At 50.8% G+C, this 25,376-nt stretch carries 18 protein-coding genes and 1 riboswitch; all 18 genes read left to right on the forward strand.

Translation table 11 applies throughout. From position 1 onward, the window contains the following. Positions 1-241 precede the first annotated feature (241 nt). The 18 genes from FAY32_RS11085 (at position 242) to FAY32_RS11170 (ending at position 25,262) form a co-directional block, all read left to right on the forward strand. Positions 242-760, forward strand: coding sequence for an RrF2 family transcriptional regulator (locus FAY32_RS11085; protein WP_143463498.1), 519 nt, complete (start codon positions 242-244; stop codon positions 758-760). A gap of 644 nt (positions 761-1,404) precedes the next feature. Beyond that, complete coding sequence (locus FAY32_RS11090) at positions 1,405-4,680, forward strand: MMPL family transporter (RefSeq protein WP_225428341.1); 3,276 nt, start codon at positions 1,405-1,407, stop codon at positions 4,678-4,680. 437 nt (positions 4,681-5,117) lie between these two features. Then, complete coding sequence (locus FAY32_RS11095; protein WP_143463500.1) at positions 5,118-5,825, forward strand: tRNA (adenine(22)-N(1))-methyltransferase; 708 nt, start codon at positions 5,118-5,120, stop codon at positions 5,823-5,825. Continuing rightward, entirely contained in the window at positions 5,812-6,618 is an 807-nt protein-coding gene (locus FAY32_RS11100) for a Nif3-like dinuclear metal center hexameric protein (RefSeq protein ID WP_143463501.1), read from the forward strand. Before FAY32_RS11095 ends, FAY32_RS11100 begins: the two co-directional genes overlap by 14 nt. A gap of 56 nt (positions 6,619-6,674) precedes the next feature. Then, positions 6,675-7,916 (forward strand): peptidase T, encoded by a 1,242-nt coding sequence (gene pepT, locus FAY32_RS11105; RefSeq protein WP_143463502.1) that lies wholly within the window; start codon positions 6,675-6,677, stop codon positions 7,914-7,916. Positions 7,917-8,208: 292 nt separating this feature from the next. Continuing rightward, positions 8,209-10,815, forward strand: coding sequence for an ATP-dependent chaperone ClpB (clpB, locus tag FAY32_RS11110; protein ID WP_143463503.1), 2,607 nt, complete (start codon positions 8,209-8,211; stop codon positions 10,813-10,815). Between the two features lie 296 nt (positions 10,816-11,111). Next, positions 11,112-14,462: a DNA polymerase III subunit alpha gene (dnaE, locus tag FAY32_RS11115; protein WP_143463504.1), complete on the forward strand. Its 3,351-nt coding sequence runs from the start codon at positions 11,112-11,114 to the stop codon at positions 14,460-14,462. 95 nt (positions 14,463-14,557) lie between these two features. Further along, on the forward strand, positions 14,558-15,286 hold the full coding sequence (locus tag FAY32_RS11120) for a transaldolase family protein (RefSeq protein WP_143463505.1): 729 nt from the start codon (positions 14,558-14,560) through the stop codon (positions 15,284-15,286). Between the two features lie 260 nt (positions 15,287-15,546). Further along, entirely contained in the window at positions 15,547-17,304 is a 1,758-nt protein-coding gene (gene pyk / locus FAY32_RS11125; RefSeq protein WP_143463506.1) for a pyruvate kinase, read from the forward strand. A gap of 244 nt (positions 17,305-17,548) precedes the next feature. Next, on the forward strand, positions 17,549-18,445 hold the full coding sequence (locus FAY32_RS11130; RefSeq protein WP_143463507.1) for a CvfB family protein: 897 nt from the start codon (positions 17,549-17,551) through the stop codon (positions 18,443-18,445). Between the two features lie 11 nt (positions 18,446-18,456). Beyond that, positions 18,457-19,353 carry a site-specific tyrosine recombinase XerD gene (gene xerD / locus FAY32_RS11135; RefSeq protein WP_143463508.1) on the forward strand — a complete coding sequence of 299 codons (897 nt, stop codon included), beginning with the start codon at positions 18,457-18,459 and terminating at the stop codon, positions 19,351-19,353. Positions 19,354-19,382: 29 nt separating this feature from the next. Next, positions 19,383-19,757, forward strand: coding sequence for an N-acetyltransferase (locus tag FAY32_RS11140; RefSeq protein ID WP_143463509.1), 375 nt, complete (start codon positions 19,383-19,385; stop codon positions 19,755-19,757). Further along, on the forward strand, positions 19,732-20,526 hold the full coding sequence (locus FAY32_RS11145; RefSeq protein WP_143463510.1) for a segregation and condensation protein A: 795 nt from the start codon (positions 19,732-19,734) through the stop codon (positions 20,524-20,526). The genes FAY32_RS11140 and FAY32_RS11145 overlap by 26 nt, the downstream gene beginning before the upstream one ends. Continuing rightward, a complete protein-coding gene (scpB, locus tag FAY32_RS11150; protein ID WP_143463511.1) occupies positions 20,504-21,106 on the forward strand; it encodes an SMC-Scp complex subunit ScpB in 603 nt (200 codons plus the stop codon). Before FAY32_RS11145 ends, scpB begins: the two co-directional genes overlap by 23 nt. 1 nt (position 21,107) lies before the next feature. Continuing rightward, on the forward strand, positions 21,108-21,833 hold the full coding sequence (locus FAY32_RS11155; protein WP_143463512.1) for a pseudouridine synthase: 726 nt from the start codon (positions 21,108-21,110) through the stop codon (positions 21,831-21,833). Between the two features lie 53 nt (positions 21,834-21,886). Beyond that, positions 21,887-22,004: riboswitch (FMN riboswitch) on the forward strand. 120 nt (positions 22,005-22,124) lie between these two features. Further along, a complete protein-coding gene (locus tag FAY32_RS11160) occupies positions 22,125-22,709 on the forward strand; it encodes an ECF transporter S component (protein ID WP_143463513.1) in 585 nt (194 codons plus the stop codon). 98 nt (positions 22,710-22,807) lie between these two features. Continuing rightward, the gene (locus FAY32_RS11165; protein ID WP_143463514.1) at positions 22,808-23,860 is read left to right on the forward strand and encodes a helix-turn-helix domain-containing protein; all 1,053 of its coding nucleotides are present in this window, start codon (positions 22,808-22,810) and stop codon (positions 23,858-23,860) included. Beyond that, positions 23,838-25,262 (forward strand): RecQ family ATP-dependent DNA helicase, encoded by a 1,425-nt coding sequence (locus tag FAY32_RS11170; protein WP_143463515.1) that lies wholly within the window; start codon positions 23,838-23,840, stop codon positions 25,260-25,262. Before FAY32_RS11165 ends, FAY32_RS11170 begins: the two co-directional genes overlap by 23 nt. Positions 25,263-25,376 lie beyond the last annotated feature (114 nt).

The raw sequence follows: 25,376 nt of genomic DNA on the forward strand, positions 1-25,376 counted from the left end.
TGTGATAGCACCCCTGTGAAGGGGCAGCTTCCCCAGTAGATTACAAACAAGCGGGACGTAGGTCAGGATAGACCAACGTTTATCGTTATTATACGGGACGTAACCGTTTACACACAAAAATAGCTAAATTCGTTTATAATTAGTGGGTGAAAAAGTCTTGAAAAAATAGCTAAAGGGGATATAATGTAGCTCGTTTAATCATTGCGAATTTTCAACTATTTTCATCTAAAGGAGATGTCATATGAAAGCCAAACCCAGCTTAGAACAGGCGCTGTGTATCGTTGCCTTACTTGGAATTCAGGATCGAGAGGTTCCGTTGCACGGTCGTTTAATTGCGAAGCACTTGGGAATTTCTACGAGTTACCTGAAAAAAATTGTACAAAAGTTGGCCAGTGCACAGATCGTTAAGACGATTTCGGGCCGAAATGGGGGAATCGTCTTGATGAGAGATCCCAATCAAATTACCTTGCTCGATGTCTTCGATGCCATCGAAGGAACCGTGCCGTTCGTCAAGAATACCGGGCTCGTCAAAAAGATCTTCGGCTTTGATCAAAAGCCAAAATTCATGAAAATGTATGATCTGCCTGATTTAAAGGACCAACAGCCGATTGCCAATGCGCTGGCCGTTTTTGGCGATGCGGAACAGCGCTATCGTCAGGAACTGGCCACCCTCTCAATCGGTCAGATTTCACCCCTTTCAGCGGGTCACCCCCTCCAACTGGACTGGACCGCATGGATTAGGCAACATTCAGTAGAATAGCTAAAGGTTGAAAGTCCCAAAGTATGGCTCATGCCGGTTTTGGCAACAACGGTGATCCTAAAACTGGGCAACTTAGTGGTTGAGTCGCCTTACCGGCCGGCAGATATGAGCTGGAACGGTGCGAACACAACTTGAAGCCTCGAAGAACACGAGTCTACAAGCTTGGTTTTCTACTAAGCCAGTAAGCAGACCACTTACTAACTAAGTAGAACGACGCGCCTGAGCTCATATCTGCCGACTTCTCGGCTTACATTGTGTTCTCAGACAACTCTGAGAATAACCGTAACGGTCGTTATCAATTGAATTCCAAAATACCAGGTAGCTGTGACCTACAGCCGTTGTCTTGATAAAAAATCGTCAGCATCGGCGGAGGCTAGGGATGGCCCCAGCCGTGAAAGTGGTGTAAGTTGGCGACAAATTATCAGCTGGCTTACAGCACGGGCGACTTTGGCGACATGTGGCTTCCAGTCTGAAGCGTTCCCACAGCAGCCGGAATCCCTGACGGCCTGCACCCAATTAGCCTAATTTAACGGTGTAACTGCTTACCCATACTGAGATGAGACCTGAATTTTATCTTTTAACATTCAGTAGAATAGAAAATTAAGTTACCAAATCAACCAAAGGAGGACGTCATCGTGCGTTGGATGAATAAACATTATATTTGGAATGTCTTAGGATGGTTAGTGATTGTGTTGCTAGCCGTCCTAACGATTCCTAATATGAGTAAATTGGTAGCGGATAAGGGCCAGATTACGGTACCTAACAGCTACCAAAGTACGCGGGCAACCAACATGCAAAAGCAATGGGGCCGTTCACAGCGAGGAACGACCGCTGTCGTTGTGGTTTTTAACAACGGTGATTCAGCACTGACCGCAAGTCAAAATACGCAGATCGACAAGACCATTAATCGAATCAAGTCACATGAAGACCAATATGAGATTCGGTCAATGACGGCGGCGAGTGATAGTTCGACGGCCGCTTCACAATTAATTTCGAAAGACAAGAGCACCCAGTTATTACAGCTGAACGTGCACAAGAGTTCCAGTCATTCTGTCGCATCGATTCGCTCGCAGATCACGAAGCTAGCGAAGACCAGTGGTGTGAAGACCTACGTGACCGGGGCTGACGTTTTAAATCAAGACTTCTCGGACGCCACACAAGCTGGGGTTCAGAAGACCGAAATTATTGCGGCCGTCTTTATCTTCCTAGTCCTTTGGTTAGTCTTCCGGTCACCAGTGACGCCACTCTTCTCACTGCTGACCGTTGGGGTGTCCGTGATCACCTCAATCTCCGTGGTGGCCAACTTGGTCGACCGCTTCAACTTCCCATTCTCTAATTTTACCCAGGTCTTCATCGTGATCGTCCTGTTCGGGATTGGGACCGACTATAACATCTTGCTCTATAACGAGTTTCGAGAGCGACTCGCAAGGGGGAAAGACCGATACACAGCGACTAAGGAGGCCATTAAAATTGGTGGGCGAACGGTGCTGTATTCCGGCCTATCCGTTTTAATTGGGATGAGTGTGTTGGGCTTTGCCAACTTCTCTCTGTACCGTTCAGCCGTTGGTATTGCCGTCGGGGTCGTGGTCCTACTGGCTGTGCTCCTGACGTTGAATCCATTCTTCATGGCTATCTGTGGTCCACACATGTTCTGGCCCATTAAGAAATTCCAAGGTGAAGGCGACAGCCGGCTCTGGCATGGGATGGCGAAACACGCAATGATTCGGCCAATCATCACCCTGATTGTGACCGGAATCGTGTTTGTCCCGTTGGCCCTGTCCTCACACGGAACACTGGATTACGACAACTTAGTTGAAATTGGGGACAGTGTGCCCGCTAAGCAAGGATTTAAGATCGTTCAGAGTCATTTTTCCAAAGGAACTGCTGAACCAACGACCATTTATATTCAGAGTGATCACAAGTTAGACAATGAAAAATCGCTCTTACTGATCGACCGGTTGACCAAACAATTACAAGGGTCAACGGGAGTTAAGACCGTAGCATCCGCAACTCAGCCCGGGGGAAAGGCCATTAAGGCCTTGTATGTCCGTAATCAAATGAGCACGGTCACCAGTGGATTAGTTAAGGCCCAAAAAGGGGTCAATAAAGTCAATAAGGGCCTGAAGTCGGCTAACAGCCAATTGAGTAAGCAGAACGTGGCTAGTTCCGTCAAATCAGCTAAAACGTTGGCCTCTGGTGCACAGCAGGTCAGCACGGGAACGAGTCAACTCCAATCCGCGATTGCCCAGGTATCAACCGGGGTCAACGCCTTGAACAGTCAGGTCTCTTCGGCCTCAGGCGGGAAACAGGCGGCACAGCTGGCTGAACTAGAATCAGCCTTGCCGCAGTTAAATGCAGCCATTCAGCAGCTGAACACACAAGTTTCTGCTAATTCGACGAGTACCAGTGGCGTCACGAGTTCGTTGACGACTATTGGGACACAGACCAAGGATATTGCCACGCAACTCCAGAATATCAAGAGCAGTGTCGGTAACTTGCCAAGTGTCAGTGCCAGCACGGTAGCTGCCGCGTTTAGTGCCCAAGGTGTGCCACTGTCGGCTGCGCAAAAGCAGGTCTTGGCAGGTGTTCTGGAACAGCAGACCGCTGCTCAGAACCAGTTGAAGGCGTCCTTGAGCAGTTCACTGACGAAGATTGGGAGCGATGCGAGTGCCATTGGTGCCGCTGACCAAAGTGTTGCTGGTCAGTTACAGTCGCTTCAAAGTTCAACGGCAACGTTACAAAGCGCGGTTGCCACGTTGGCACAGAATTCAAATCGAGTCTTACCGGGAGCAACAACCGCCTTACAGAAGGCTAGTTCGCAAAGTAGCCAGCTAGCGAGTGCCACCGGTCAGTTGTCGAGTGCCATGTTCAACATCAATGGCAAGATGCCAGGCCTGGTTTCCGGAGCGAGTCAAGTGGCTGCTGGCAACCAGACTATGGCCGAAAAATTGGCGGCCATGAGCAAACAGTTGACGGCACTGCGCAAGGGCCTGACCTCGGCATCGACTGGGTTGACGCAAGTTTCCAGTGGGGTCGGTACGGCCAATGTTTACCTGAAGGGTCTGCAAAAGTCGGCGGCCGCCGAGACCTTCTACATTCCAAGCAAGCAATTGCACGGGAGCACGTTCAAGGAATCCCTGAACACGTACATGTCGCCAAGCCGTAAGATCACCAAGCTGACGGTCGTCTTAAAGGATGACCCGAGCTCGGCTGCTGCGATGGCCCGGTTACCTAAACTGGAAAAGGTCGTCACGGGCTCGCTGAAGGGAACCAGTCTCAGTGGGGCCAAGGTCGCCTTTGGTGGAAATACCTCGCAGACTAACGATATCAACGAGATGGCCTCTGGTGACTTTACGCGGACCGTCATTATCATGTTGGCTGGGATCTTTATTGCCTTAATGGTAGTGACCCGTTCTCTGGTGCAACCAATCGTGATCGAGGGGATCCTCATCGTTGCTTACTCGGGAGCGTTGACCATCGTTCACTGGTTGGTCAAACCAGTCTTGGGGGCAGATATGCTGACGTGGAATACACCGTTCTTCACGTTTGTCATGTTGGTCTCCTTAGGGGTCGACTACTCGATCTTCCTGATGCGGAAATATCGTGAGTTCTTACATGAGCCGGGGGCAACGAGCGACAAGATGCTGCGCGCCGCAACCGTGATTGGGACCGTCGTTATTTCTGCCGGTATCATTTTGAGCGGGACGTTTGCCGCACTGATTCCTTCCGGGGTCATGACGCTGATTCAAATTGCGTTGGCCGTGATTATTGGGATCGTCTTGCTGGTCATCCTATTGCCAATCGTGATGCCAGCCGTCATGAAGATCACGTACCCATACCCGTACTCTAAGATGGGTGAGGCACCGGTCAATGATGAAGGTGCTGATCGTCCACAAACGCGGCGTCAGCAGAAAGATTAGCAGTTAGACGAGATGTGAAGTGGGGGAACCTCGACCACTAGCACATTCAGTTGCTGTGGGGTAGGATTCGGTCTGCACGCACATTGTCGTCTGGCGGTTAATCACTAAATATGATGCAAAATAGGTATCAAGACCGTTCACCTTAGAGTGGGCGCTCCTGATACCTATTTATTTTGGTGGAAATTTGTTGCTATTCAATTCCCCAATGGTAGCTTATACTTGAAGTTAGCGATCAGAGTTGATACTAAACATTCACGGTGCGCGCCAATTGACAACAGGTTGTGTCATTGCGAGTGCAACCGAGTTGAACGCGACTGCAGCCAAGCGGTCGGTTCTCAGACGGCCAACGCGGCTTGATTCAAGTTTGATGACCGGTAAAAGAACAGGATTGAATTAATTAAAAAATAAAACCAAGTTTCAGAAAGGAAGATTTATTCATGGATGCAGACCATCTTTCACAACGATTAGCCATTGTTGCCAGCTACGTCCCCCAAGGGGCCCGATTGGCCGACATTGGGACCGATCACGCCTATTTACCCGTGAATTTAGCGAAGAACGGCGTCATCGTCGGTGGCGTTGCCGGGGAGGTCGTTCCCGGACCATTTAAAAATGCCGAACACGAGATTACCCGTGAGGGACTGGGCGACCAAATCACGGCGCGCTTAGCCAATGGGCTTCAAGCAATCGTGCCCGATGACCACATTGATACGGTCGCTATTGCGGGGATGGGCGGGGCACTCATCACCCAGATCTTGACGCAAGACTTCGACCGGCTAGCTGGCGTGTCGCGTCTAGTTCTTCAGCCTAACGTGGGCGAGATGACCGTGCGCCGTTTCCTAATGACCCACGGCTTTCAACTGGTGGCGGAACAGATTGTGGCGGAAGACGGCCACACCTACGAAATTCTGGTCGCGGACCGTAACGCTAGTCCCGAACAATATGATGAGGAGACGTTACGCTTTGGACCGTACCTGTTGGCGGAACACAATGACATTTTTGTGGCCAAATGGCAACGCGAGTTAACGCGAACCGGTGAGGTGCTGCAACAGGTCGAATCGGCCCATGAGGTGCCAGCAGAAAAGGTTGCCGAGTTACAGACGAAGATTCAGCAGATCAAGGAGGTCTTGCAACGTGTTGGTGCGTGAGTTAGTCGATCGTTTTGAACAGTTTGCCCCGAAGACTTGGGCAGAACCTGGTGATCCAGTGGGGCTGCAGTTAGGGAGTCTGGATGCCGAGGTCCACAAGGTTCTGGTGACCTTAGACGTTCGACCAGAAGTGGTCGCAGAGGCCATTGCGGTAGGCGCTGACTTTATCTTCGCCCATCATCCGATGATGTTTCATCCGGCCAAAAATCTGGACTTAGCGGTACCACAGAATCAAATGTACGCGACCCTTTTGAAACATGACATTACCGTTTACGGGGCCCATACGAATCTGGATAGTGCACCTGGTGGCATGAATGATTGGTTAGCCAGTGCACTGGGTCTCCATGACGTGGCCGGTCTAGTTCCTAGCAACGGTACAACGGCGACCCCAGAGATTACGATGGGGCGAATCGGGACCTTGGCTCAGTCAACGACGGTCAAAGCGTTTGCCGAACAATGTAAGACCATCTTTAAGGTCAAAGGCTTGCGGTTGATCAGCCAGACCCCAGATGCGCCGGTCAGTCGCGTGGCCGTTCTGGGTGGCTCTGGTGGTCCCTTTTACCAAACGGCGTTGGCGAAGGGCGCCGACGTTTACGTGACGGGGGATATTTCCTATCATCCCGGACACGACATGATTGCTGCTGGCCTCAATGTGGTTGACCCTGGTCACCACATTGAAAGTATCTGTAAACCACACCTGACGCAGCTTTTCCGCCAATGGGCACAGGAAAATAACTGGCCAATTACCGTGGTGCCATCTACGCTAAACACTGACCCGTTTACTTTTCTTTGATCCCGAAAACGCGTACACTAATTTTGGAAGTTAATTTAATTGAGGAGTGATTCATTTTGGCAAAGTATGAAAATTTGATTCCCCGGTTTTTAAAATACGTGAAGATCAATACCCGGTCCACACCGAACTCCACGACTGTTCCCTCTAACGAGCGGCTGACGAAGTTCGCTGAGGGATTGGTGACGGACTTGAAGGCCATTGGGCTGGACAACGTTCACATCAACGCGCAATCAAGCTACGTTTACGCGACCCTGCCGGCGAATACCACCAAGCAGGTGCAAAAGATCGGGTTCATTTCCCACTTTGACACGGCTGACTTTAACAGCGAGGACATTACCCCCAAATTTGTCGAAAACTACGATGGCCACTCCGTCATCAAGCTCGATGATGCGGGTAAGTACACGTTGGATCCAGCCGTTTTCCCTAATTTGAAAAACTACAAGGGTGACACCTTGATCACCACCGATGGCAGCACGTTACTGGGGGCCGATGACAAGTCTGGGGTCGCTGAAATCATGGCGGCTGCCGAATATCTACTAGCCCACCCAGAAATCAAGCACGGTGAAATCGAAATTGGCCTTGGCCCCGATGAAGAAATCGGTACGGGTGCCGACCACTTTGACGTCAAGGACTTTGGCGCCGACATTGCTTACACGGTCGATGGCGGTCCGCTGGGACAATTGGAATATGAGACCTTTAACGCTGCCGATGCACAGGTCGACGTGACGGGGACTAACGTTCACCCCGCCGAGGCCAAAGGGGTCATGGTCAATGCGTCTCAGGTTGCCATGGACTTCCATGCCGCGTTACCTGAACATGACCGTCCAGAAAACACAGAGGGTCGGGAAGGCTTCTTCCACCTGTACAGCATGACCGGGACCGTTGATTCAGCTCATCTGAGCTACATTATTCGGGATCACGATCGTCAGGTCTTTGAAGACCGCAAAAAGCTGTTCCAAGGTGTCGCTGACCAACTGAATAAGCAATACGGGTCAAACCGGGTTCAGGTCACCATTAAGGATCAGTATTACAACATGCGCGAAGTCATCGAGAAGGATATGACGGTCGTCGATTTGGCCAAGCAGGCGCTGGAAGAACTCGACATTAAGCCACTGATTTTCCCTGTTCGTGGGGGGACTGACGGGTCCAAGATTTCCTTTATGGGCTTACCAACGCCAAACTTATTTGCTGGTGGCGAGAACATGCACGGTCGGTTCGAATACGTTTCCGAACAGACCATGGAAAAGGCAACCGATGTGGTCATCAAGATTGCCCAACTCGCCGAAGCACAGGCATAAATTAATTGGTCAAAATAGGTCAAATTATTTTGATTTTGGTCTAAAATCAGTTAGAATATGAGTGAAAAATGGAGGTTGACCTAAGGGTTGCCTCTTTTTTTGAGGCGTGTGGTCCCGGCATTTAGCTAACGAAGTTCAAGCTAGCTCATATTTTGATGGCTTAATAGTCAGCTGTGCGTTACCACATGTTGTTGGCTCACCTCAGCAGGACGCGCATCAATTGATTAGTCCTCTGCGAGGTTGATCGTTTAAAATGAGACCAAATAATCAATTAATTTAAGGGGGACACACCATGAATCCAGAAAAAATGACACAGGCATTGACCGATGCGTTGACCGAAGCACAACACATTGCGATGACCAGAAAGCACCAGGCCGTGACGGTCGCTCACCTCTTCAAGTTCTTAATTCAGCCAGGAGAACTGGGCCGAGAGATCCTCGCCGATGCGGGTGCGAACATCACCAATGTCGATGGTGAACTCGACCGGGAGCTGGACGCCATCAGTACGGTTTCCGGTAGCGGCATCCAGTATGGTCAGGAATTTTCCCGCAATTTGACGGAACTATTGCAAAAGGCCGATGCCATCAAGGATGGCTATCATGACGACTTTATGGCTGTTGACACGGTTCTCATCGCCGTGATGCAACTCAACGGGGAGAGCCTGACGGATTACCTGAAGAGCCAAGGCTTGACGGAACAGATGGTCCGCAATGCGGTCGATAAAGTTCGGGGTGGTGAACGCGTGACCTCGAAGAACCAAGAGGATCAGTACAAGGCACTTGAAAAGTATGGTATTGACCTCGTCAAGGCCATGCGTAGTGGCAAGATCGATCCCATCATTGGTCGGGATGATGAAATCCTGTCAGTGATTCGAATCCTGTCGCGTAAGACTAAGAATAATCCCGTTTTGATTGGGGAAGCCGGTGTCGGCAAGACTGCCATCGTCGAAGGGCTCGCGCAACGGATTGTGCGCGGGGATGTTCCAGATAATTTGAAAGACAAGACCATTTTCTCGCTGGATATGGGATCCTTGATTGCCGGCGCCAAGTACCGGGGCGAGTTTGAGGAACGGTTAAAGGCCGTCCTGAAGGAAGTTACCAAGAGCGATGGCCAGATCATCATGTTCATCGATGAAATTCATAACATTGTCGGGGCTGGTAAGGCGGAAGGTAGTATGGACGCCGGCAACCTGCTCAAACCAATGTTGGCCCGGGGTGAACTTCACTTGATTGGGGCCACTACGCTCGACGAATACCGGGAATACCTGGAAAAAGACAAGGCATTAGCCCGGCGGTTCCAACGAGTCTTGGTCAATGAACCCAGCATCGACGACACCGTCACCATCCTACGGGGCTTACGTGAACGATTTGAAATCCATCACGGCGTCAAGATTCACGACAACGCGTTGATTGCGGCGGCCAAACTGTCTGACCGCTACTTGACCGACCGGTTTCTCCCCGATAAGGCGATCGACCTCGTTGACGAGGCTTCCGCGTCTATCCGCGTCGAAATGAATTCGGCACCGACCGAACTGGATCAGGCCCGGCGGCAAATGATGCGTATGCAAGTCGAACAAACGGCACTCAAGCAAGAAACCGATGAGGCCTCACAGAAGCGGCTGACGGAATTGAACAAAGAACTTGCCGACATCAAGGAAAAAGTCGACAAGTTAAGTGCCCAGTGGAATCAGGAAAAGACGGCCATCAAGCGCGTTGGGGACAAGAAGACCGAACTCGACACAGCGAAGCGAGATTTGGAAAATGCCGAATCCGCCTATGACCTGAATAAGGCGGCTGAACTCCAACACGGGACGATCCCACGCCTGCAACGTGAATTAACCGAATTGGAAAAGCAGGATCAGAACCAAAACTGGTTGGTTTCCGAATCCGTCACTGAAAATGAGATTGCGGCGGTCGTCAGTCGGATGACGGGCATCCCCGTGACCAAGTTGGTCCAGGGCGAACGGGAAAAACTGTTGAAGCTTGCAGACCGGTTACATGATCGCGTCGTGGGGCAAGACCAAGCGGTTTCGGCCGTAGCCGATGCGGTGCTGCGTTCCCGGGCGGGACTCCAAGATCCCACCAAACCTTTAGGCTCATTTCTCTTCTTAGGACCAACCGGGGTCGGGAAGACGGAACTAGCTAAAGCATTGGCTGAGAACCTCTTTGATAGTGAAGATCACATGGTGCGCATTGACATGTCCGAGTACATGGAGAAGGAATCCGTATCCCGATTGGTCGGCGCGGCTCCCGGTTATGTGGGCTACGAGGAAGGCGGCCAATTGACCGAGGCGGTACGGCGTAACCCTTACACCATCGTCTTATTTGATGAAGTTGAGAAGGCCCATCCAGATGTCTTTAACCTGTTGCTACAAGTCTTAGATGATGGTCGCTTAACGGATAGTCAGGGGCGCACGGTCGACTTCAAGAACACGATTTTGATCATGACGTCGAACCTGGGATCGGACCTCCTGTTGCAGGGAACGGACGACCAGGGGCATATCAGTCCGGATGCGCAAAAGCAAGTTGCCCAGTTGCTCCAGGCCCATTTCCGGCCAGAATTCTTGAACCGAATCGACGAAACGATCATGTTCACGCCGCTGTCTTTAGCCGATGTGCAACAGATTGTGGTCAAATTGGTGGCCCACTTGGCAGTTCGGCTGCATGAACAGCAGTTAGACTTGACGATCACTCCGGCAGCCCAGGCCTGGATCGCTAAGTCGGGCTACTTACCAGCATATGGTGCCCGGCCGCTACAACGATTTATCACGACACACGTGGAAACGCCACTAGCCAAGCAACTGATTGCGGGTGAGGTGCCAGCCAACAGCCTGATTACGATTGATGTGGCAGATGACCAGCTCCAATTCACACACACCCCGCTGGCCGTAAAAGACTAAAGCTAGCGAAAAAGAAGAAGTTCTTGGTGGTCAGCACCAGGAGCTTCTTTTTTTGGTCGGTGAGAGGAAAGTGCGGACCACCGTTTTAGCAATGTAAATGCGGAAATGACCCAAGGTGTCTTCGGCGGGCGCCCAGTTTCCCTGGAGTTGTAGCAATTAGTTGACGGGAGCTGGCCAACCATCGAGTGAAAATGAGCGGTATTCGGCAGTGAAGAACATTTGTTCGCCAGCCGAGTTTTAGGGCTTATTTTCTGGTATAATAATGTCAAACTAACTGAGAGAAAGGAGTGCTGACCATGTTTGTTCCGTTACAGGTCACGAGTACGTATAGCTTACTGCAGAGTAATAGTCGCATTGATGATCTCGTACAGACGGCTAAGGACCGGGGCTATCAAGCCCTCGCCCTCACGGATAAAAATGTGATGTATGGCATCGTTGCCTTCTACAATGCCTGTCAAAAAGCGGGGATCAAACCGTTGTTAGGCCTGACCCTGTCGACTCAGGGGCTGATCGATGCGACCCAGGAACAGGATTGGCTCTTCATTGCGAGTGACTTTACGGGCTATCAGCAGCTCATGCAACTGTCGACGGCCTACCAGGTGGCCGCCGCACCTGTCAATTTGGCTGATCAGGCCCAGTACCTGAGCCACTTGAAGGTAATCGCACCGTTAAATAGTGAGGTGCACCAGGCACTGGCTGCGGGGGATGGCGCAGCGGCCGAGCGGGTATTGACCCAGATGCGGACGTTGCTCAGCACCAACAGTCTGTTTGTCGGGACCAGTCCAGAACTCACAACCGAAACGCAACAGCAAGTTCAAACTGTGGCGGATCAGGCGCAGGCAACGGTGGTAGCTTTGGCTCCAATTGACTATCTTAATCGGGAGGACCATTTCGCCGTGACGGTTTTACGGGCAATCGGCGCGGGTGCCACCCTGTCGGATACGGAGACGGCCCAACAAACTTTGGGGACACACTGGTTACGTCCTGCGGCTGAGCAAGCGGAGCTCTTCAACGCGGCGGGCTTGTCAGCGGCGGTCACGGCTAGCGAACAGTTGGCAGCTAGTACGGCGGTCACTTTAAAATTTCAACAACCACAATTACCACAATTTCCAACGCCGAATCAGCAAGACTCACAGCATTACTTAAAGGAACTGTGCCAACGCGGGTTACAGTCTCGATTGCAACAGAATCAGGTAACGGACAGTGCCCCCTATCAGCAGCGCTTAGAACGCGAACTAGGCGTCATTCACCGGATGGGGTTTGATGACTATTTCCTGATTGTTTGGGACGTCATGAACTACGCTCACCGGGCCCATATTCAGACTGGTCCCGGTCGGGGATCGGCTGCCGGATCGTTAGTGGCCTATGTCTTGGCGATTACGGAAGTGGATCCGTTAGCCTACGATCTTCTATTTGAACGTTTCTTGAACGAAGAACGGGCGCAGATGCCCGATATCGATCTGGATATTCCGGATGATAAACGCGAACAGGTCTTGCAGTACGTGCATGATAAATATGGGCATGCCCGCGTCGCCCAGATCATTACGTTTGGGACGCTGGCAGCTAAAGCGGCATTACGTGACGTAGGCCGGGTACTGGGGATGGCCCCTTATGAGATGAGCGAGTGGAGTGCAGCGATTCCCAGCCAATTACACATCACGTTGCAAGCAGCATACGAGCAGTCACAGAAATTACGAAACTTAGTGGCCGACAGTGACCAAAACAAGTTGCTCTTTGATACGGCCAAACGGTTAGAAGGGTTACCGCGGAATTATTCGACCCATGCGGCCGGAATTGTTTTGAGTCAGGGCCCACTGCTGGATCTGGTGCCGCTGCAACCAGGCGGAACGGATCTGTTGATGACCCAGTACCCTAAGGATACCGTTGAGGCGGTCGGTCTGTTGAAAATGGATTTTCTGGGGTTACGAAATCTGAGTATCTTGGCCAACGCTTTGACACTGGTAAAGAAACAGACGGGGCAGACCCTCGATTTGAATCAGATCGACCTTAACGATGCGGCGACCCTGCGCCTGTTTGCACAGGGAGAGACGAACGGGGTCTTTCAGTTCGAATCGGCGGGGATCAAACGGGTCTTGCGGCAACTACGACCGGATAGCTTTGAGCTGGTCGCGGCCGTCAATGCGTTGTATCGACCGGGGCCAATGGAAAACATTGACACCTTTATTCGGCGCAAGGATGGTCAGGAGCAGGTCAACTATGCGGCGCCAGCGCTGAAGCCTATTCTGGGGCCCACATATGGCGTATTGGTCTACCAGGAACAGGTTATGCAAGTCGCCTCTGTCATGGGGGGATTCACGTTAGGCCAAGCCGATCTGTTGCGTCGCGCCATGAGTAAGAAAAAGAAGCAGACCATGGATGCCATGCAAAAGCAATTTGTAAGTGGGGCGCAGAAGTTAGGGTATGCGCCGGCAGTGGCCGAACAGGTCTTTGCCTACATGGATCGTTTTGCCAACTACGGGTTCAACCGCTCGCATGCAGTCGCATACAGTAAGCTAGCCTTTCAACTGGCTTATTTGAAGGCCCATTACCCGGGGCCATTTTACGCAGCCCTACTCAATTCGGTGATCAACGTCCCCGTTAAGACCAAGATGTATTTAACGGAAGCTAAGCGCCACGGGGTCAACATCTTACCCCCAGACATTAACCAGTCGAGTGCTTACTTCAATCTGCGGGGCCAGGCCGTTATCTTTGGTTTGAGTTCAATCAAGGGGGTCCGGCGGGATTTCCTCAGAGAACTCCTAGCCGACCGCCATGCTAATGGGCCATTTCGTGACCTACACCAATTTCTCCAGCGAATCGATGCGAAGTATCGGAAGGCCGACCTCCTGAATGCATTGGTCTATGCCGGAGCGTTTGATCACTTTGGCTATAACCGGGCGGAATTGATTGCGGCTTTGCCTGAATTTCTGAGCACGGTCGAGCTATCGGGAGACAATGTCGAGCTTTTCGCGGCACTCGCACCCAAGGTGACGCCGAAGCCAGATCTGGATCTGATGACGAAATTGACGCAAGAGGAAGCCGTGCTGGGAGCTTATTTATCGGGCCATCCGGTCGAACAGTACCGACCACTTGCCAAGAAGATTCAGGCGCAACCGGTCAGTGACCTGACCGTCGATGCCCGTGTCAGCGTGATCGTTTATGTGACTAAGATTCGGACGATTCGAACGAAGCGCGGTGAACCCATGGCATTTGTGACCGGGAGTGATGAGACGGCTGAAATCAGTCTCACGATTTTTCCCAACCTGTACCGGCAGGCCAGCACCTGGTTGGCGACGGACCAGGTCATCGTTGTTCAGGGCAAGGTCGAACGGCAGCGGGGCCTGCAGATCGTCGTTGATCGTGTGACGCCTGCAGCCCAGATGCAACCCAGTGCGCCCCAGGCCTTACCTCAGGGAGCACGCTGGTTCGTACGGGTCGATTCGCAGCACGATGAACGAACGATTGCTGCAAAACTGGGCCAATTTCTGGTGGCGCATAGTGGCCCCGTGCCGGTCATTGTGTACCAGCCCCAGACGGATCAGAAGCGCGTTCTCCCGAAGTCCCAATGGTTACGGGGGGATGTCCAGTTACAAGCAGCATTGGAAGAGCTAATGGGTAGCGGAAATGTTGTTTTCCAAAATGGATAGACCGATTTAACTAAAAATACTTCTAGACTATTTATACTAGCGTTGGTATGATTATACCAATGATTTAATATAACGACTTTGGAGGTATTTTTTTAATGCAATTAACTGTGAAGATTTATTCCGATGGGGCGGAATTATCCGCCATGAAAGACGTCGCTGCTAAGGGACTTGTCGAAGGGTTCACCACGAACCCCAGTCTGATGAAGGCAGCGGGCATCACTGACTACTTGGCCTTTGCTAAGGCGGCCGTGGCTGCGTTCCCTGACCGGTCAATCAGTTTTGAGGTTTTTGGCAATACGCCTGCCCGGATGTTGGCCGAGGCTAAGGTTTTAGCCGCCTTAGGTCCCCATGTCGCCGTTAAGGTCCCCGTGATTCGGGCCAACGGTGAAGATAATGCTGAAGTGATTCATCAACTTTCGCTGGCGGGCGTTAAGGTCAACGTCACGGCCATTACGACGCTGTCACAGGTCAAGTTGGCGGTGGATGCCCTAGATCCCGAGGTGGGCGGTATCGTGTCCGTCTTCGCTGGACGCATCGCAGATACCGGGGTCAATCCGTTACCGGTCATGACGCAAGCAGCGACACTGTGTCATACTAAGCCCAACGTGGAATTACTCTGGGCAAGTACGCGGGAGGTCTTCAACATTGTTCAAGCTGATCAGACGGGGTGCGACATCATTACCGTACCCCCCAAGATTTTAGGTAAATTGAGCAAGTTCGACACGCCAGCACTTCAAGTTTCAGTAGACACGGTCAAAACGTTTGATCATGATATCGCGGAATTAGGATTTACAATTCCGGTCGATTCGGTTGTGACGAAGTAGAATATTTTTATCCGTAACATAACCTGTTAGTTATCAAACTAGCAGGTTTTAACTTTCTATGAGGCCCCGCAGCTGTAAGAAAACGCTTACTTTGATAATTTGTCCACAAAGTAGCGAAAAAGAGGGAAACATAGCAGACATAAATTTTTAAAAGTGATAGAATAATTTTGGAATCAAATTTGTGCCGAAACTTTTCGCTTGTCAATTTTTAGTTAAATTGATGAACAGTTCGTGCCAATTCTAAAGGAGAGATTTTTCTAATGAAGAAAACCAAGATCGTAAGTACCCTTGGTCCTGCAAGTACTGACGTTGATACGATTGTTAAGTTGATCGAATCTGGCGCCAACATCTTCCGGTTCAACTTTTCACATGGTGACCATGAAGAACACTTAGGCCGTTTGGAGAATGTCCACAAGGCTGAAAAGATTACTGGTAAGACCGTTGGTATCATGTTAGATACTAAGGGTGCCGAAATTCGGACCACTGTTGAAAAGGGCGGCAAGCTCAACTTCAAGACTGGTGACGTTTTCCGGATTTCCATGGACGACTCACTCGAAGGAACCAAGGAAAAGATTGCTGTTACTTACCCTGGCTTGTTTGATGACGTTCACGAAGGCGGCCACGTCTTATTCGATGATGGTTTATTAGATACTGTCGTTGAAAAGAAGGATGACGCAACTAAGGAATTAGTTGTTACTGTTCAAAACGACGGTGTATTGGGTTCTCGTAAGGGTGTTAACGCACCTGGTGTTTCCATCAACTTACCTGGGATCACTGAAAAGGACTCCGATGACATTCGCTTTGGTTTGGACCACGAAATCAACTTCATCGCTGCTTCATTCGTTCGGAAGCCACAAGATGTCATGGACATCCGTGAACTCCTCGAAGAAAAGCACATGGAACACGTTCAAATCTTCCCTAAGATCGAATCTCAAGAAGGTATCAACAACTTTGATGACATCATCAAGGTTTCCGATGGTTTAATGGTTGCTCGTGGTGACATGGGTGTCGAAATTCCAACGGAAAACGTACCTTTGGTTCAAAAGGCTTTGATCAAGAAGTGCAACATCTTAGGCAAGCCAGTTATCACGGCTACGCAAATGTTGGACTCCATGCAAGAAAACCCACGTCCTACCCGTGCCGAAGCATCTGACGTTGCCAACGCTGTCTTTGACGGTACTGACGCAACCATGCTTTCTGGTGAAAGTGCTAACGGTGAATACCCAGTAGAATCCGTTGCAACGATGAACCGGATCGACATCAAGGCTGAAAATGCTTTGAAGGAATTTGGTCGTGACAACTTAGACTTCGATAACGGTGACGTTACTGAATCTATCGGTGCTTCTGTTGCTCGGGTTGCTAACGAATTGGGCGTTAAGACCATCGTTGCTGCAACTGAAAGTGGCTACACCGCTAAGATGATTTCTAAGTACCGGCCAAATGCTGATATCTTAGCTGTTACCTTTGACGACCGGACCCGTCGTGGTTTGATGGTCAACTGGGGTGTTTACCCAATCGTTACCGAAAAGCCTTCAAACACTGATGAAATGTTTGATTTAGCAGCTGCTAAGGCTGTTGAAACTGGCTTAGCCAAGGAAGGCGACCTGATCTTGATCACCGCTGGTGTGCCAGTTGGCGAACGTGGGACGACTAATTTGATGAAGATCCAATTAATCGGCTCAAAGTTAGTTCAAGGCCAAGGTGTCGGTGACGACACTGTTATCGGTAAGGCAATCATTGCCAACACCGCTGCCGAAGCTAACGCTAAAGTCGTTGAAGGTGGTATCTTGATTGCTAAGAACACCGACAAAGACTACTTGCCAGCTATCGAAAAGTCTAGCGCCGTTATCGTTGAAAACGGTGGGTTGACTTCTCATGCTGCTGTTGTTGGAATTTCCATGGGGATTCCTGTTATCGTTGGTGCCGTTGGCGCTAGCGACAAGATCTCCGATGGCGAATTGATCACCGTTGACTCACGTCGCGGTATCGTTTACCACGGTGCTTCCAACGCGCTTTAATAAGAGATAAACCTGTTATGAAAAACGGACCCTCTGTCGGGGGTCCGTTTTTTGCTGTCCACCAGTTTAACCGCTCGGTAAGGTACTAATTTGGCTCAGGCTAGCAATGGTCGAGATGGTCACTATTTGGGGTTAGATTAAAAATTTGTCAGAATTAGGCTCGCTAGTTCGGCCGTTTCCGTGTAAAATATAAACTAGACACTTTTGGACGGTAAACTGGGAAACCAGTAGAATTGAGGAGATTATGGAAGAACTATTAGGCCGCATCATCGCGGGAAAAGTTACCGATGAAAATGAACAGGATTACTTCGTACAAGTTGATGGGACGACCTTTCGTCTCGATAAGGGCGAAATCGAAAAACCACTAAAACTAGGTGCGACGTTTAAAGGATTTGCGTACGAAAACGAGGGTCACGATTTACAGATTACGCGCAACGCCCCTCAGGTGCAGGTTGATCACTATGGTTTTGGGACCGTTGTGCGGACACAACGGACACTAGGGGTCTTTGTGAACATTGGCTTACCTAACAAGGACGTCGTGGTGTCATTAGATGATCTCCCAGATATGATGGAACTCTGGCCACAACAAGGGGATCGGCTTTTGATTGCCCTGCGCGAAGATGCTAAGCAACGATTGTGGGGCGTGTTAGCCGATGGTGAAGTCTACCAAGCCATCGCCCAGCCGGCGAAGAAGCACATGCAAAACGCCAATGTCATTGCGACGGCTTACCAATTGAAGTTGGTGGGGACGCGCGTGATGACTGATCACTACGAGTTAGGCTTCATTCACCCATCTGAACGGGAAACGGAACCTCGCTTGGGTGAAGAGCTACATGCTCGGGTGATTGGTGTTCGTGAAGACGGTACACTGAACCTGTCGTTACGGCCACGAACCTATGAGGCCATTGATGACGATGCAGCCATGTTATACGCAGCACTACAACACTCTGAAGATGGTCACTTAGACTTTAGTGATAAGTCCGATCCCGCTGCCATCAAGGCCTATTTCGGAATCAGCAAAGGACAATTCAAGCGGGCCATTGGTCATTTGTTAAAGGACCGTCAGATTACCCAACATGATGGTCAACTCTGGTTAGTCAGTGCCGAAACGGAACCGAGTGAGACGACGACCGAAGACTAGGAGGTCTGGCCATGACCGTTTTAGAGAATCAGACGGCAGACTTTGCCCACTATTTGACTGTGGAACAGGGATTAGCTGTTAATTCGGTCACGAGTTATACGCAAGAACTACACAACTTCAGCCATTACCTGACGAGTAAAGGCGTCTTGGACTTTAAGCAGGTGGATCGACTGCAACTTATGGCCTATCTAAGTGCGTTGACCGTGGCAGGGAAGTCACGTAATTCGGTGATTCATGCCGTCTCGGCGTTACGAAAATTCTATCGTTATCTGGTACAGACACATCAACTAACGGTCAATCCCATGGCAAACATTGCGGCGCCTAAGCATGCGGAACATTTACCGGCTGTTTTGACGGTTGCGGAGGTGGATCGCTTGCTCGCAGCGCCGGATACGACCAATAAATACGGCCTCAGGGATCGGGCCATTTTAGAAGTGATGTACGCTACCGGGTTACGGGTCAGTGAATTGGTTCACCTCAAGCTGGCGGATCTCCATTTGGAAATGGGGTTGATCCAGACGCTGGGTAAGGGTGACAAGGAGCGCATCATTCCCATCGGCGATGTTGCGACTGACTGGATCAACCAGTATCTTCAGACGAGTCGGCCGGTCTTACTGAAACAGCGGACGAGTCCCTATCTATTTTTAAATGGTCACGGTGGGGGCTTGAGTCGTCAGGCAATTTGGCAAAAAATCAAGAAGTATGTGGCGTTGACGGGGATTCAAAAGGACGTGACACCCCATACACTACGGCATTCGTTTGCAACGCATATTTTAGAAAACGGGGCTGACTTGCGGGTGGTGCAGGAACTTCTGGGCCACGCGGACATTACCACGACACAGATCTACACGCATATTTCAAAGAAACGCTTAAAGAATGTTTATGATCAGTACCATCCTCGGGCCTAGGAGCGAGGACGGGGAACGGAGGCGGACGCATGTTATTGAAATACCGATCAGATTACCAAAAAATCGCGATGGGCCTGATGAGCCTACTTCCGAGCTTCAAAGACTGGGACCGACTCCAACGTGAATTGGCCTGGTATCAGGGCGGGGAAGATCGGACCCTGTACCTGTGGAAAGATGAACACGATGACTTTGCTGGCGCCGTGGGCACTGAAACGCAGGGTGACTACCTGATCGTTCGGTTGATCACGCTAATGCCAGATAAGCAGTCGCCTTTGAACAATCGGCGAATGTTGGACCAGCTCGCTGCGTTAGCATCTAAGAAGCGACTGATGGGGACCTTGAATACGGCGAAAACGATTGCGGACTGGGAGTATCATCATGGACAAAAACAAGACAACGACTGATGGCCAGCCACTGATTCAAGTCAGTGACTTCGAGGGCCCTTTGGATCTATTGCTACATTTGATCAAGACAAATAAAATGGACATCTATGATATTCGCATTACGACCATTACCAGCCAATACCTGACGTACCTGCATCAGATGCAGACGTTACGGCTCGACATTGCCGGGGAATACTTCGTGATGGCGGCAACCCTGATGGCGATTAAGGCAAAATTATTGTTGCCCAAGCCACAGACGATTGAACCACAGGATGATGCGGAGATGGGCGATCCTCGAGAAGAGCTGGTCAATCAATTGCTGGAATATCAACGCTATAAGCAAGCAGCGCAGGCCTTGAAGGAACTGGCAGTTGCCCGACAGCATCACTTTACGCGGCCAGCTATGGCGGTTCCAGAAGATACAACGGTTACCGTAGCGTTGGGATTACAAACCAGTGATCTACAGGCAGCGTTGGTTCGGCTAATGCAGCAGACGACTCGAGCGAAACCAGTCACCCAAAGCATTCAGGAAGAACACTTTACAATTAAAGATCAGATGGTAACGGTTCTGGCCCGTTTGGAGCACGCACATGGTCCAATCGCCTTTGACCACTTGCTGGGACATGTTCCGGCGATGGAAGAGGTCGTGACGACCTTTCTGGCCGTTTTAGAGCTTGCCAGACAGCGGCAGGTTGCGTTGACCCAAGTAAGTCGCTTGTTACCATTGCAGGTCAATTTTTTAAAGCTGAAAGGAAGGTATGCCACCGATGTCACCTCTGGCACAGATTGAAAGTTTATTGTTCGTAAGTGGTGATGAGGGCATCACTGTGGCGGATTTGGCTGCTGCGACTGGATTGTTGCGACCGGCTATTCTGGCGACTTTGGAACGGCTGGCACAGAAGTACGCGGCTGATACCGATTCAGCTCTGGAACTCATGGTCAACGACACGACTTACCGCCTGGTCACCAAGGCGGCTGTGGGGGACGTGATCAAGCATTACTTTGAGAACCCCCTGAGTACCAGCTTGTCCCCGGCCTCACTGGAGGTGTTGGCGATCATTGCTTACCGGCAGCCAATTACCCGGATCGAGGTCGATGAGATTCGGGGCGTTCAGAGTTCATCGACCGTCCAAAAGCTAGTTTTACGGCGATTGATTGAAGCTACCGGACGGTTGGACGAACCTGGACGGCCGAAAGTCTATCGGACCAGTGATTACTTTTTAGATTATTTTGGCTTGAAGCAGCTCAGTGACTTGCCACCCTTACCTGCAGCTGCAACGACTAGTGAGGCGACTGGTGACGGGGGCGATCTATTCTTACAGGCCTTTAACCAGCAACTTAACCAATCAGAATCAGGAGATGAATCGTAGAATGGAACGTTTACAAAAAGTTTTAGCCCATGACGGCGTCGCTTCACGGCGGCAGTCAGAAAAGTTGATCATGAGCGGTCGCGTGAAAGTTAATGGCACCGTTGTGACTGAGCTAGGAACCAAGGTGGGGGTTCACGACCAGATCATGGTCGATGGCGTTCAGGTCACTAGTGAAGCGCCAGCCTACGTGCTGTTGTACAAGCCACGGGGCGTCATTTCAACGGCCAACGATGAAAAGGGCCGTAAAACGGTAGTTGATCTGGTCGCGGATGTCAGTCAACGGATCTACCCGGTTGGTCGGTTGGACTATGATACGTCGGGGTTGCTCCTGCTGACCAATGATGGTGAGCTTGCTAACCGCCTGACTCATCCCAAGTATGAGGTGGAAAAGACCTACGTTGCACGCGTCAAGGGAATTCCTACTAACGATGCCATGCGGAAACTACGACAAGGCATTACGGTCGATGGTGAGACCTATGCACCAGCCAAGTCTAAAGTGTTGAGTCATGACGACAAACGGAAGACGGCCATCATTGAGGTCATTATTCATGAGGGCAAGAATCATCAGGTCAAGAAAATGCTAGAAGCCGTGGGTTATCCAGTGGAGAAACTCAAGCGTGAACAGTACGGTTTCTTGACGTTGAAGGGACTGAACGCCGGTGAAGCACGCAACTTAAAGCCGGAAGAAGTTAAGGAACTCAAGCGGCTGACCGGGCTGTTAAGCTAAGCGGTTGACACTGCCTGAGAATGTTAGTATATTAAACATGTAATAAAATTTAGGTCCATCTTCAAGGCAGGGTGCAATTCCCGACCGGCGGTAAAGTCCGCAACCCGTGAGAGCGGTTGATTCGGTGCAACTCCGAAACCGACAGTATAGTCTGGTATGCAGAAGATGAGATGTTGCTTTTTGCGTAGGTGTCATTTTAAAGTACGTAAATTCCAAGGTCTTGCCCTTCTGTGGCGAGGCCTTTTTTCATGAGGTCGCGCTACGTGAGATGGCCGCAAGGAGGAACATGTGATGGAAAATAGTCGACACGGGTTAAGTGTGCGGGCAATGGTTGAGATGGCATTATTTGCGGGGGTGGCTTACGTCTTAATGTTTGTCTCACTCCCAATTATCCCCATCGTCCCTTATATGAAACTCGACCTGAGTGATTTGGTGGTCTTATTGGGGATGAGCTTGTTCGGTCCAGCAGGGGCGGTTTTGATTGCGGCCGTAAAGGAGCTGCTTTACTTTGTGACCACTGGACTGGATATCGTTAACTTTATTGGGATTTTAACGGCGTTTATTGCTGATCTGGCCCTAGTCTTGCCGATCAGTGCCGTCCTCAAGCAACACCACAATCCAACACTGAAGCGGCAGATCAGCGCCGTTATCGTGGGAACGTTGACGTTAACGTTAGTCCTGTCCCTAGCCAATTGGTGGGTGATTACGCCCCTGTACTTAAAGGTGTGGGGCATGTCATTGGGCTTACCCGTTAACAAACTGATTCTGTTAGGCGTGATTCCATTCAACCTGATCAAGGGCATCGTGCTCGGCATTCTGTTCATTCTGCTGAGTCGGCGCATGGCACCGTGGCTAGCTAAGCATACGCTGTCATAAAGTAGACAATTCTTAAATATTAAAAGGTGGGGCTGACAAGTCGTTGGCCCCTTTTGTGTATGGTAAACTAGGAGCAGACTTGATGAGGAGGGATGCAGATGGAAGCAACGGATCTTTTATACGTACTAGACCGCCAGCAGCCCCGGCGATTGCGCGTCATTGAGAATCTTTTGCGGGGCCGCCGAACCGTTTCAACGTTGTACTGGGGCCAACGTTACCAGCTGTTACCCCTACTAGACGCGGATAAGCACTTGGACCGCGGTGCGTTGATGGGACCAACGAAAGCGTTGGTTGCCGAGGGGCTCGTGACCTTAGATCCCGAGGAAGATCAGTTGTTACTCACATCTGCCGGTCAGCAAAAACTATCGGTGACTTATTACCGCCCCCAGACCAGTGAGGACTGGCTCAACTTGGACTTAGAGGCGGCGCGCCAACGGTTACTACTTGCCGTGCAGGTTACGTCGCAGTACGCCCATTCGACCAGCCGTTATTACCCCTTGGCAACGGACCTTGCAACCCGACGCGTCATTCGGTCATGGTTCCACCGACTAAAGGGACCACAGTTAGCGGCGGCCCTGGCAACGGCCATGATTCACAGCTGGCAACAGTTACCGGTTCAAACGGCAGAGGTGATGACGGATCTATTGACGGGGTATCAACACCCTGGCCTGACAGTGGACCAGGTTGCGAGTGACCAGCAGCAAACAGCTTGGGAGATTCAGTTACGACAGCGTGATGGCGTGACTCAAATTGCGCGTGATGCGCAACAGGCCGATCATCCGCTGCATGCCCTATTACACCCGCTATGGCGTTCGCCGATCACCCGGAGTGCACAGGCGACGCTGTATGCCGTGGAGCAGGGGGGGAGTTTGGACCAGGTGGCGATGCAACGCCATGTGAAAGCCAATACGGTGAAGGAACACCTCTTGGAGGCAGCAATTCTATCGCCAACGGGTGCGTTTCCCTTTGATCAACTCTTGCCGGCGCACGTCCGAGCTGACTTTGCAGCGGTGCTAAATGCTGATATTGATTCGTGGCAGTTTGCCCAGCTGCCGGAAGCGTTACGAACGCGTTATGATTTCTTTTATTTTCGACTTTACGCGATTTGGCGGGGACGGGGGATGACGGATGATGGAGTCACTGACAAGTAGTTTGCAGCGGGTGTTCGGGTTCAGTACATTTCGAACCGGTCAGGTAGAAGCACTGACGGCATTGGAGCAAGGACAGGATACACTCGCCATTTTACCGACTGGTGCGGGGAAAACCCTGATCTACCAGTTATATGGGTATCGCCATGCAGGGTGTGTGCTCGTGATTTCGCCCCTACTGTCCCTGATGAATGATCAGGTCGCTCGGATGCGGGTCAATGGGTTTCGACGCTCAGCAGCCATTACATCGCTGACGAGTTACGTAGAGCGTCAAGAGATCTTACGTCACCTGGGAGACTATCAGTTTCTGTTTCTGTCGCCGGAGATGCTGGCACAACCGCAGATGCTGGCGCAGATTCAGCAGTTACAACTCAGCTTACTGGTGATCGATGAAGCCCATTGTATTGTGCAATGGGGGCCAGACTTTCGTCCAGAGTACTTATTATTAGGTGCGATTCGGACAAAATTACACCAACCGTTGACCCTGATGCTGACGGCAACTGCTGGAAAGACAACTCGGCATGAAATTGCCAAACAGTTACGGACGACGCCGCAAGTTATCTCTGAATCGGTGAATCGGCCCAATATTTTCTTAGACGTGGAGAATGTGGCCGATGAACCAGAAAAACAGGCCCGTCTGAAAAGTTTGGTCGGTCAATTACAACAACCTGGGGTCGTGTACTTTTCTAGCAAGCAGCAGGCAACGGATACGGCGCTGTGGCTACATCAGGAGACGGGGGTGCGGGCAGCGGCTTATCATGCTGGCCTGGATAGTGAGGATCGGTTTAAGATTCAACAGCAATTTATGGCTGGGCAGCTGGACGTCATTTGTGCGACCAGTGCGTTTGGCATGGGAATCGATAAGAATAATGTGCGTTACGTGATTCATTATCACTTGCCTGCCGACCTAGAGAGCTATGCGCAGGAAATCGGTCGTGCCGGTCGGGATGGCAACCCCAGTGTGGCGATATTGCTCTATGCACCCGGGGATGAACAATTACCGTTGGCTCTGGGACAATCCAATCGACCGGATGAGACAACGATTCAACGATACTATGCGCACCCACAGCAATTTTCGGCGGAGGATCCGGTGATTCAGCTACTGGCATTTTACCGACAACATGGTATCAGTGAGGCTGCCGTAACCCAGATGTTTACGGGGCGTGAGCGAGAGCGTAACCGTGCCTTGGCTCAGATGATGGCGTATGCACGGGAAACGCATTGCTTACGGGAGCGCTGGTTAGCGGCTTTTGATGAGCAGAGTCCCGAGCACACGGTGGCGTGCTGCTCACCGGTAAATGTTCCCTTAGATTTAACGGCATTGAACTTAAAGCGTGAGCAACGCGCCACAACGGCGGAGCCGCAACGTGAGGATTGGATCACCCGGTTACAGCAATTATTTTAAGTGGGGACCTAGTTGACACATTAATTTAGTTGATTGATAATGCAAAAAGGCCTTTCATAGCGATATCTTAAGGAAATATGGGTATCGCAAAATCTGTAATAATGATACAATTAC

Source organism: Levilactobacillus enshiensis (genome assembly GCF_007115095.1).
GTDB classification, from domain to species: Bacteria; Bacillota; Bacilli; order Lactobacillales; family Lactobacillaceae; genus Levilactobacillus; species Levilactobacillus enshiensis.